The sequence below is a fragment of the Pseudomonas sp. TWI929 genome (genome assembly GCF_039673335.1).
Lineage (GTDB): Bacteria > Pseudomonadota > Gammaproteobacteria > Pseudomonadales > Pseudomonadaceae > Aquipseudomonas.
In genome coordinates, this window is record NZ_JBDJLK010000137.1 from 1 (window position 1) to 9569 (window position 9569).

11 protein-coding genes and 1 pseudogene are annotated in these 9569 nt (G+C 62.4%); 5 read left to right on the forward strand and 7 right to left on the reverse strand.

Going from position 1 to position 9569, the window contains the following annotated elements:
• From ABE456_RS27460 to ABE456_RS27470, 3 genes and pseudogenes are all read right to left on the reverse strand, one after another.
• A partial coding sequence (locus ABE456_RS27460) for a toxin VasX (protein WP_346646730.1) occupies nt 1-303 on the reverse strand: 303 nt, incomplete at its 3' end.
• A gap of 377 nt (nt 304-680) precedes the next feature.
• Nucleotides 681-980, reverse strand: a complete 300-nt coding sequence (locus ABE456_RS27465; protein WP_346646731.1) for a hypothetical protein — start codon at nt 978-980, stop codon at nt 681-683.
• A gap of 307 nt (nt 981-1287) precedes the next feature.
• Nucleotides 1288-2493, reverse strand: a pseudogene (locus tag ABE456_RS27470) (TonB-dependent receptor); the annotation flags it as partial.
• Between the two features lie 140 nt (nt 2494-2633).
• On the opposite strand from ABE456_RS27470, the gene ABE456_RS27475 reads away from it, so the two are divergent.
• Nucleotides 2634-3215 (forward strand): hypothetical protein, encoded by a 582-nt coding sequence (locus ABE456_RS27475; protein WP_346646732.1) that lies wholly within the window; start codon nt 2634-2636, stop codon nt 3213-3215.
• Nucleotides 3216-3218: 3 nt separating this feature from the next.
• Here the strand turns inward: ABE456_RS27475 and ABE456_RS27480 are convergent, their stop codons facing one another.
• Nucleotides 3219-3983: a hypothetical protein gene (locus ABE456_RS27480; RefSeq protein WP_346646733.1), complete on the reverse strand. Its 765-nt coding sequence runs from the start codon at nt 3981-3983 to the stop codon at nt 3219-3221.
• 213 nt (nt 3984-4196) lie between these two features.
• Between ABE456_RS27480 and ABE456_RS27485 the strand changes: the two genes are divergently transcribed.
• Entirely contained in the window at nt 4197-4715 is a 519-nt protein-coding gene (locus ABE456_RS27485; protein WP_346646734.1) for a DMT family transporter, read from the forward strand.
• On the opposite strand, the gene ABE456_RS27490 is transcribed toward ABE456_RS27485, so the two are convergent.
• A complete protein-coding gene (locus ABE456_RS27490; RefSeq protein WP_346646735.1) occupies nt 4716-5624 on the reverse strand; it encodes a LysR family transcriptional regulator in 909 nt (302 codons plus the stop codon).
• Between the two features lie 322 nt (nt 5625-5946).
• Between ABE456_RS27490 and ABE456_RS27495 the strand changes: the two genes are divergently transcribed.
• Both ABE456_RS27495 and ABE456_RS27500 read left to right on the forward strand, forming a co-directional pair.
• Nucleotides 5947-6921, forward strand: coding sequence for a quinone oxidoreductase (locus ABE456_RS27495; RefSeq protein ID WP_346646736.1), 975 nt, complete (start codon nt 5947-5949; stop codon nt 6919-6921).
• Between the two features lie 41 nt (nt 6922-6962).
• Nucleotides 6963-7883: a LysR family transcriptional regulator gene (locus ABE456_RS27500; RefSeq protein WP_346646737.1), complete on the forward strand. Its 921-nt coding sequence runs from the start codon at nt 6963-6965 to the stop codon at nt 7881-7883.
• Nucleotides 7884-7928: 45 nt separating this feature from the next.
• On the opposite strand, the gene ABE456_RS27505 is transcribed toward ABE456_RS27500, so the two are convergent.
• Both ABE456_RS27505 and ABE456_RS27510 read right to left on the reverse strand, forming a co-directional pair.
• Nucleotides 7929-8258, reverse strand: a complete 330-nt coding sequence (locus ABE456_RS27505; protein WP_346646738.1) for a hypothetical protein — start codon at nt 8256-8258, stop codon at nt 7929-7931.
• A gap of 74 nt (nt 8259-8332) precedes the next feature.
• On the reverse strand, nt 8333-8458 hold the full coding sequence (locus ABE456_RS27510; RefSeq protein WP_346646739.1) for a hypothetical protein: 126 nt from the start codon (nt 8456-8458) through the stop codon (nt 8333-8335).
• A 107-nt stretch (nt 8459-8565) separates the two neighbouring features.
• On the opposite strand from ABE456_RS27510, the gene ABE456_RS27515 reads away from it, so the two are divergent.
• Nucleotides 8566-9315 carry a FadR/GntR family transcriptional regulator gene (locus ABE456_RS27515; RefSeq protein ID WP_346646740.1) on the forward strand — a complete coding sequence of 250 codons (750 nt, stop codon included), beginning with the start codon at nt 8566-8568 and terminating at the stop codon, nt 9313-9315.
• The last annotated feature ends 254 nt before the right edge of the window (nt 9316-9569 follow it).

Here is a 9569-nt window from a genome sequence, read left to right on the forward strand (position 1 = left end):
CTCCAGGCCGCGGTAGAGCAGTTCCTTGTAAAGGCCCGCGCCGACGTACTCATGGATGACCAGCTTTTCGCCCAGGGTGCCTTTCATGAACACGTAGACATAGCCTGGGCGCAGCGCGCGCAAGGTGTAGGCGGAATGTTGCAGCGGCCCGAAGCCTTGTTCGAGGTTGAAACCTGCATCGGCATAGCGGCAGGCGGGCATGTCGCCGCTGCGCGGCACGATGGCATAGCGCACCGGCAGGATGGGGATGCGTGCACTACAGGCCGGGCCGGAGGTGGCGCTGCTGACGGAGGCATTACTCATGCGAGCTCCTTGCTCAAAGAGCAGCCTTTTCGGACCATAGGCGTAAAGCGGCCTGTTTCAGTGCTGAAAAGACTGAAATATCGGTTGCCTGATACTTTTACAGAGGTGCTGACGTTTCGCTTTCGTTACGTGCTGCGGGCTGGAATGTAAGGTTCGCGTTTGTGTTGTGGGGGATGTGTTACTTGTTTGCTGAAGTAAGAGGGTGATCTGACTGTTGGGCATTGAGTGAAAGACAATGCCTCGATTTCCACTTTCTGGTCGAGGTTGAAAGTGTAAGATTTTATTTGGGTGTGTTCATGTTTCGCTAGCGCAATTTTGCGCGTGGAAAGTTGGCGTTTATTTGTAGGAATATTCTTACTTAAGGTTGTTTATATATTTCAGTTTTTGCACTTCGCCATCACCACCTGACAAGTGTTGGGTGTGCCCCCTGAGCGACCGGCATAGCGTATGCAGTTGTTCATTGACTTCTGCCGGGCAATGCTCAGAGTATTGCCCCACGCCAAGCCGCCTTCGCCGGTGGTGGGGACGGCTTTGGCGAAGCAGTTGGAGCCCTCTGCAGGCGTGGCGTAGCGGGCCTTGCTGGTTTTGCTGGAGCAGCCAGCTGTGAGTGCCAGGCTGAGGGCGAGCAGGGTGGCCAGCGCCCAAGGCGTGCATTGGCGAATCGGCCTGTTGCTCATGTGTTGCCTCCTTCGTAACCGCGGGGCACCGTCTTCTGTAGGAGCGAGTTCACTCGCGAACACCGGCGCAGCCGGTGCCATGCACCGCGTTGGCTTCTTCGCGGGCGCGCCCGCTCCCACAGGGTACACGGAGCGCCTGCCAGCATCAGGTCTCTGCGCGACAGCGCAGCTCGAAGGGCTGGGTGAGCTCCCACAGGAAGACACGCCAGCCGTTGCGACAACTGCCTTGCAGGATATTTCATTCCAGCGAAGCGGTGAACCATCGCGTCGTCAAGGGGGATCGCAAGGTTGCAGATATCGCCTGTGATCAGAAGCGGTAATTGAAGCTGGCTTCCAGGGTGCGCGGTGCACCTGGGGTTATCAGGTCCACCGAGCCGTGCGCCGAGGCGTAGTAGTCACGGTCGAACACGTTTTTCAGGCGCAGCGCGGCGTCCCACTGCGGCACGCTATACAGCAGCGCGGCGTCGAAGGTGGTGTAGCCCGGCATCACTACCACGTTGTCGAGCGCGGTGTAGCGTTCGTCGACGTAGTTGGCGCCGGCGGCCACGCGCCATTCCGGAGTCAGGCTACGCACCAGCCAGACGTTGGCGCTGTTGCGCGGCGTCAGGGTACGGTCGAGGTCGACGTTCTGCACGCGGTTGTCGTCGTACTCCTGGCCAAAGATGTCATAACGCACGCCGACCAGGGCCTTCCAGTGCTCGTTCAGCTCGATCATGTCCTGCAGGTACAGGCCGGTGGTCTGCTGGACGTTGGTGCCCTTGGACGACAGGTTGGCGGCGTGCTCTGGCACTTGCACCAGGGCGTCGCGGTATACCGGCACCTGGGCCACGTTGTTCTGGCTGAACACGCGCTGGTACTTGTCCTGGAAGCCCACTTCCACGCCATACAACAGGTTGTGCTGCATGCCGGCCAGTTGCGCCCGTTGCTTGAGATCGGTCTGGTTGAACACGCCGTACTCGTCGCGGGCGACGTTGCCGCGGTTCAGCTTGACCAGCAATTCGCCATTGGGCGCGGTGACGAAGCGCGTTGGGCTGCTGTCGGCCAGGGTATTGTTGCGGTCCAGGTCGTAGCGGTAGTAACGGCTGGTGTTGGTCAGGGTGAAGTCGTCGTTGATGCGGTAGTCCAGGCTGGCGGTCAACGAGAACACTTCGCTGCGGGCGTAGTCCTGGTCGGCATCGCCGGAGCCGAAGCGTTTGTCGCGGTCCCCATCCACCGGGCGGTTGCACAGGGCCGGGATGCCGAAGTCGATCAGGCGCTTGTCGTACAGGTAGGTGGCGCCCAGGTTCAGCTCCAGGTCATCGGACAGGCGGAAGTAGGCCGACGGTGCGATGGCCTTGCGGTCTATGTAACCATCACCGCGGAAGGTGTCGCTGTCTTCGAAGGCACCGGTCACGCGGTAGGCCTGGTTGCCCTGCGGGTCGGCCCAGGCGGTGTCCAACTGGGTGCGGCGCTTGCCTTCGCTGTCGAAGCTCATGCCAACCTCGCGCTTGGGCGTAACGCTTGGCTTCTTGCTGTTGCAAGGATTTCGAAGGCAAATGCGCGACGAAATGGGTCGCAAGAGAAGTGCCGGCAAGGCGGCAGGTAATGGCTATGCTTGTTAGCGCGTAAACATTGCACGCCCCTATTCGGTCTTGATTACATGGAAGCAGGCCTATGAACCCAATTCGCTCTCTCGCTCGTGCTGTTGCCCTTGCCACACTGGCCTCTGCCGCCAGTTTCACGGTGCAGGCTGCCGGTATCCCTATTGGCAGCGAGGCACTGGAAAGCCACGTCACCACGCAGGTCACCGCCATTGACCTGGCGAACCGCCAAGTGACGGTGAAAGGCCCTGATGACAAGAAGGATGTGACCTTCCAGCTCACGGAAAAGGCCAAGGCCTTGCCCAACCTCAAGGTGGGTGACCAGGTTGACATCTACGTGACCCGTGCGGTGGCCTATGTGCTGAACCCTGAAGTGGGCGGGGCGCCGAAGGCGAGCGAAGAGTCCGGTAGCATCCGCGCCACTGCGCAAAACCCCAACCCAGGTGGCGAGGCGTTCCGCCAGGTCAAGGTCACCTCACAGATCAAGAAAATCGACCTCAAGACGCACGAGGTCAGCCTGCTACCGCCGGAAGGCAAGCTGCAGGTGGTCAAGGTCGAGAACCCTGACCTGCAGGCGCGCATGAAGAACCTCAAGGTCGGCCAGACGGTCGACGCGATCTACACCGAAGTGCTGCGCGTCGAAACCTCGCGCTAAACCTCATTGGGGCAGGCTGCGGGTTGCTCGCATATGGATCCGCCGTGATGCCTTGCATGATGGCGGATACCGTACAAACAGCTGGAGCACCCAGTCGGGGCGAGTCTTGCCGGCATCGTTGAGCCAATTGGCGACCGAGTCTTGGGCATACTTGTCGGCTTCGGCCAGACGCGGAACCAACAGTGGCTCGGCCGCTTCCGGTGCCTGCTTGAGTGCGGCGATGTGTTCGCACCATACCCCACGAGGGCGCAGCACCTCGACGCAGAAACGGCGCACCAGTGGGTTAGTGTCGCCAGCATGCTGGCCCAGAAGGGCCAAGGCGCCTTCCAGTTCCTGGGCAAGGCGTGGGCGCAGGGCCATCCAGGCCCATTCGCGGACGCCAAAATGCTCATCTCGAGCAAAACGCAACTGAGCCAGTAATGCAGCCTCGAGGTTGAGCGAGCGCGACAGGTGCGCCTGGGCGAAAGCCGCCCAGCTGCGCAGCGTATCGGAGTGGTGTGCGCTGCAGTATTCGAAAACCTGCTGACGCTGGCGCGCAGGGGCTTGTGCCAGCCACTGCCCAAGGGTGAGCCCGATGGCTGCGATCTTTTTCGACAGGCCCAACTGTTGGCTCGCTTCGGCAGTGGTAGCCAACTGCTGGGCCAGCGCGATGGGCAAATCACTGGCCACTGCATTGGCCAAGGTCAGTTGATTCACTGCCAGGCATTCGGCCAGGTTGCGGGTTGGTAGTTGTCCGTGATCAATCAGGGTTTTGCGTTCATCTGCCATCGAATGTGCTCCATCACATACGGTTTGGTTCCGGCCGCGGCTCTCCCAGGCATGATCCTGGGGAATTGCGGGTGGGCAGCATCCTAGCCCAATCGACAGAAATCGTAAGCTGGTATCCATTTGGCGAATGAGTAGCGTGCACACTTTCAATTTCCATAGATACAGGGAATTTACCGATCATGGCCTGAACCTTTATCAGGAACGAGGACTGCCATGTTCAGTAAAACCCTGTGCCTGCTGGCACTTCCCTTTGCCTTGGCGCTGCTTGCCGGTGCCGTGCTGCCATTCCAGGCGGCAGGTAACGCTGCCGTCGGCCGGGCGCTGGGGCATTGGTTGTGGGGGGCGTTCGCCTCTTTGTCGGTGAGTTCGTTGGTGGTGATCGCCGCGTTGCTGATACTCAGGGTGCCGGCGCCAGACTTGGGCAAGGCAATGCAGGGGCCCTGGTGGCTATGGATCGGGGGTGTGCTGGGGGCGATGTACCTGGTCGGTGCCGCGGCGCTCATCCCTAAGCTGGGGGCGGCGGGTTTCCTGGTACTGGTGGTGGCGGGGCAGATCATCACGGCAGTGTTGGCCGACCATTACGGGGTGATGGGGCTGGGGGGCAAGCCGCTCAACCTGGCCAGGTTGGCGGGTGTGCTGTTGATCCTGTGCGGTGTGTTGCTGGTGCAGGGCACCTGGACCGTGCCTTCACCTGCCAGTGCCACTGCCGTGCAAAAGCAGCCAGAGGGCTGATCAGTGCCCCGGCTGGCTGCAGGCCCACACGGTTTCACGCAGCCAGCGGTGCCCGGGGTCGCTGTCCTTGCGGCTGTGCCAGGCCTGTTGGTAGTCGAACGAAGGGATCGGCAGCGGTGGCTCGAACTGGCGTAACGCCTTGTGCTGGTGCAGTGAGCCCACTGCGCGGCTGGCCACGGTAAGGATCAGGTCGGTACCGGCCAGTACCTCGACCGCCGCACTCCAGTGCGGCAATGCCAAGGCAATGCGGCGGCGCAGGCCCTGGGCAGCGAGCGCACGTTCGATTTCATCGAAGGCATCCGGGCGCATGGCCATCAACACATGCGGGCGTGCCAGCCAGTCTTCCAGGGCCAGGCCGCCGCTGGCCGGCAGCACCTGGCGGTCGGCAACGCTGATGAAACTGTCGGCGAACAGCGGCTGGGCGGTGATCTCCTGGGGCAGGTCGGGAAAGAGGCCCAGGGCCAGGTCCAGTTCGCCATCGAGCAGCTGGGCCAGCATGGTTTCGCGGCTGGCCTGGCTGATCGCCAGATCCACCCCGGGCGCAACTTGGCGCAAGTGGCGCAGCAGGGGCGGAAGGATGATGCGCGAGGAGTAGTCGGACAGCGACAGCCTGAAACGGCGTTGGGCTTTGGCCGGCTCGAACAACGGGGCGGCCAGCAGGCCGTTGAGATTGCCCAGGGCGTCCTGCAGTGGCTGGGCCAGCATCTGGGCGCGGGCGGTGAGGGCCATGCCCCCGCCTTGGCGTACCAACAAGGGGTCGTCGAAATGCCTGCGCAGCTGCGCCAAGGCATGGCTTACCGCCGGTTGGCTGCGGTGCAGGCGCAGGGCGGCGCGGGTAACATGCTTTTCGCTGAGCAGGGCGTGCAGGGCGAGCAGCAGGTTGAGGTCGATCTTGCGCAGTTCATCCATGGGGTGAATGGCCTTTATAGATTTTGGCGGCTTTGATTAGATTACCAAATGATTCATCCTTGCACGGTCTCTGTAGGAGCGGCCTTGTGTCGCGATGGGCCGCTCCTACAAGGACCGTGCAAACCGGCCGATTTCGTGGATTCAGCGATTGGCGTGCGCCTGCGGCCACTGTTCTTCGCCGAGGGGCGCCGCCCTGCGGTACTGAGCGGCTGCTGAGGCGTATTGCTGCAAGGGGTGCAGAAATCATCTGCATCCCGTCAGATTGTTCAACTTTGCCTACCTGATTAGCCTGACTCGACCACTCATCCAGCAGGATTCAATCATGGCTAACCGCATCATCCTCAACACCACCGGCACTGCCGATGTCATGCAGCTGGAGCACGTCCAAGCACAAGCGCCAGGGCCCGGCCAGGTCTGGCTGGAGCAGACGGCCATGGGCGTGAACCCGCTGGACGTGTTGCAGCGCAAGGGCGGTGCACCGCTGGCGTTGCCGTCCGGTCTGGGCTTGGAAGGTGCAGGCCGGGTCACTGCCATCGGCGATGGGGTACACAACGTGCAAGTGGGGGACCGGGTCGCCTATGCAATGGGGCCAGTCGGCGCCTATGCCAGTGGCCGCCTGTTTCCGGCCGAGCGCCTGGTCAAGCTGCCGTCGCAACTGGATGACCAGGCAGCCGCAGCCGTGCTGTTCAAAGGCATCACGGCGCAATACCTGCTGAAAACCACTTATGCCGTAGGGCCGGGCACTCAGGTACTGCTGTATGGTGCTGCCGGTGCCTTGGGCCAGCTGATGGCGCCTTGGGCACGGCATTTAGGGGCTACGGTGATCGGTGTGGTGTCGCGCCCGCAAAGCGTGGCGCGGGCGCAGGCGGCGGGCTGTCACCACGTGCTGGTTTTCGACGCGGCAACACTGGCCAGTCAAGTGCGCGAGCTGACCAAGGGGCAGGGAGTGGACGTGGCCTATGATTGTGTCGGCAAGGTGTCGCTAGAGGCCTCGCTGGACAGCCTGCGGGTGCGTGGCCTGCTGGTGTCGTTTGGCGGCACCTCCGGCGCCCCGGCGGCCATCGAGGTCGCCACGCTGAACGCCAAGGGCTCGCTGTACCTGACCCGGCCTTCGTTGGCAGCGCATACCCGCATGGTTGACGAGTACCAGCAACGCGCCGCCGATGTGCTGGCGGCGGTCGCCGAGGGTATCATCCAGCCTCGGGTCTGGCGCCGCTACCCGCTGGCCGAAGCGGCCAGGGCCCACGGGGACCTGGAACAAGGGCTTTCGGAGGGCGCGCTGGTGCTAACTGCCTGATACCCGATCCCTGATCCCACTGCCTTGTGCCGAGCCTTGCCATGGATGCCTTTGACAGCCGCCGCGCCGATGAACTTGCCACCTTGCTGGCCCTGCATGAGCAGGGTTCGTTTGCCGCTGCCGGGCGGCAGCTGGAGCGCCACCCCACGGTACTGTCCAAGCGCCTGAGTGCACTGGAGGCGCGCCTGGGCATTCGCCTGGTAGAGCGCAGCACGCGGCAGCTGCGCTTTACCGATGAGGGCGCGCGGCTGGTGGCCAAGGTGCGCGAGGCCAACCGGCTGATCGCCGAGGCGGAACAGGAGGCAGCCGAAGGGGCGGCAACGGTGCGAGGGCGTTTGCGCCTGGCATTGCCGGGGGCCATGGGCCGGCGCTGGTTGAGCGGGATGCTGGCCGAATTTGTGCTGGCCTACCCGCAGGTGGCCGTGGAGGCTGAGTATGCCGACCGATTTGTCGACCTGATCGGCGAGGGGTTTGATGCTGCCATCCGTATTGGTGAACTGGCGGACAATCGCCTGGTGGCCAGGAAACTGTGCGACCACGTGCGCATCCTGTGCGCATCGCCGGAGTATCTGGTTCGGCATGGTGCGCCTGAGCAGCCAGATGATTTGTCCGGCCATAATTGCCTGGGCTTCAGTGGCCTACGTTCATTTCCCGAGTGGCGGTTGATGAGTGGCGGGCAACAGGTGAACGTCAAGGTCGCCGGTAGCCTGCGCAGCAATGACAACGAAGCGCTGCTGGAAGCTGCGCGGCGGGGTGTGGGTATTCTTGCCGGGGGTGACTGGCTGATGGGTGAGGACCTGGCCAGCGGGCGCCTGGTGCGGGTGCTGCCGCACTGGCAGCTTGACGTGGCGGCGGGCATCTACCTGGTAAGGCCCACCGCGCGTCTCAACACTGCCGCCCTTGGGGCCTTCAAAGTCTGGCTGGAAGAACGCTTCAAGGCCGGCGCCCCTTGGAGATCCTGATACGACACTGTAGGTTTTATTCGTAAATAGCTGATTAATATCAAATTATCTTTTAGCTGCAGCATGCTGCACACATTGCTCGAAATACGTCTGCTTGATCGCTGCGGGCTTGAGCCTTGACCGGCTGTTGTAGGTCTGCTCGGTAATGCCGAAGGCGGTCATGCGCATCCATGGTTTGGGGAACTTGCGCACCTGCAGCTTCTTGCGCGTGGCGTATAGGGTCACCCCGGAAAGCTTGGCCTGCTGGGCCTCTGCGGCTATCTGCGAACCCCAGCCGCAGGTGTGGCGATCGTTCTGGCTCAGTGCCCGAGCCTGGGCGCTGAAAGCGAGCGTGGTCAGTAGGCAGCCGGCCATCGTTGCTAGAAGTACTCGCATGTTGCTGTCCTAAGCATCTGAAGATGAAGGAAGTTTGCCTTTGCTTTCAGATGCTGGGGGCCAGCAATTTGCCGTCAGATCGTGGCCATGCTCAGTGGGCTGGTAGTTGGCGTGCGCAAGCTGGCCCAGGCGCTGGCGACCCAGATCACCGACACGCCTTTTTGCCGGCTCTGGACCAGCGCTTCTGCCAGCTTTTTCACGGGCTGCGGTCTACAGGGCCGAGTAAGAAATACCGCACCGGGAGTATGTGATCGTACAACTGCTTGCGCTATGATGAGCGCTGTCTTTCAAGGTGAAATACAGGGCAATGACAGAGCAGCAGGTACAGGCAAGGACCCGGCGCAAGCCGCGCAGTCTGGCCCAGGAACTGGTCACGGTGCTGACCGAGCGCATTCGCAGCGGCCAGCTCAAGCGCGGCGACAAGCTGCCGACCGAGTCGCAGATCATGGCCGAAGAGGGCGTCAGCCGCACCGTGGTGCGTGAGGCGATCTCGCGGCTGCAGGCCGCCGGGCAGGTCGAGACCCGCCACGGCATCGGTACCTTCGTGCTGGACGCGCCGGCTACGGGGGGCTTTCGCATTGACCCGGCGACCGTGGTCACCCTGCGTGAAGTGCTGGCGGTGCTGGAGTTGCGCATTGCCCTGGAGATCGAGTCGGCAGGCCTGGCGGCGCAGCGGCGCAGCGATGAAGAGCTGGCCGGCATGCGTGCAGCGCTGGACGAACTCAACGAAGGGGCGGCCCACGCCACCGATGCGGTTTCGGCAGACTTCCAGTTCCACCTGCGCATCGCCCAGGCCAGCGGCAACCACTACTTCGCCGACATCATCAACCATTTGGGCACCAGCATCATTCCGCGTACCCGGCTGAATTCGGCGCGGCTGGCGCATGATGACCAGGCGCATTACATGAGCCGGTTGATGCATGAACATGAAGCGATCTACGAAGCCATCGCCCGGCGTGACAGCGAAGGGGCGAAAATGGCCATGCGCATGCACCTGAGCAACAGCCGCGAACGCTTGCGCCAGGTGCATGAAGAGGCTGAGGCACAAGGGGCCTGAGCCCTTTGTTACCTGTACCGGCCTCTTCGCGGGTAAACCCGTTCCCACAAGTTTGACTACAACCTTGAGGGTAAGGTGATCCCTGTGGGAGCGGGCGTGCCCGCGAAGAGGCCGGTACAGGCAAAAGAAAAGCCCCGCCATGCGCGTAATGCTGTTCACTTAAGCGGAGCAGCCTTACGATCCACCGGATACCGGGTTTTGGAAATCTTCACCGTCCTTGGCCTTCCTGGCCTTGGACGGTGATCCAGAAACAT

Excerpts from the sequence above, each read along its gene's own strand:
- ABE456_RS27465 (WP_346646731.1), bottom strand. The coding sequence starts at position 980 with ATGAGCAACAGGCCGATTCGCCAATGCACGCCTTGGGCGCTGGCCACC.
- ABE456_RS27475 (WP_346646732.1), top strand. The coding sequence starts at position 2,634 with ATGAACCCAATTCGCTCTCTCGCTCGTGCTGTTGCCCTTGCCACACTG.
- ABE456_RS27480 (WP_346646733.1), bottom strand. The coding sequence starts at position 3,983 with ATGGCAGATGAACGCAAAACCCTGATTGATCACGGACAACTACCAACC.
- ABE456_RS27485 (WP_346646734.1), top strand. The coding sequence starts at position 4,197 with ATGTTCAGTAAAACCCTGTGCCTGCTGGCACTTCCCTTTGCCTTGGCG.
- ABE456_RS27490 (WP_346646735.1), bottom strand. The coding sequence starts at position 5,624 with ATGGATGAACTGCGCAAGATCGACCTCAACCTGCTGCTCGCCCTGCAC.
- ABE456_RS27495 (WP_346646736.1), top strand. The coding sequence starts at position 5,947 with ATGGCTAACCGCATCATCCTCAACACCACCGGCACTGCCGATGTCATG.
- ABE456_RS27500 (WP_346646737.1), top strand. The coding sequence starts at position 6,963 with ATGGATGCCTTTGACAGCCGCCGCGCCGATGAACTTGCCACCTTGCTG.
- ABE456_RS27505 (WP_346646738.1), bottom strand. The coding sequence starts at position 8,258 with ATGCGAGTACTTCTAGCAACGATGGCCGGCTGCCTACTGACCACGCTC.
- ABE456_RS27515 (WP_346646740.1), top strand. The coding sequence starts at position 8,566 with ATGACAGAGCAGCAGGTACAGGCAAGGACCCGGCGCAAGCCGCGCAGT.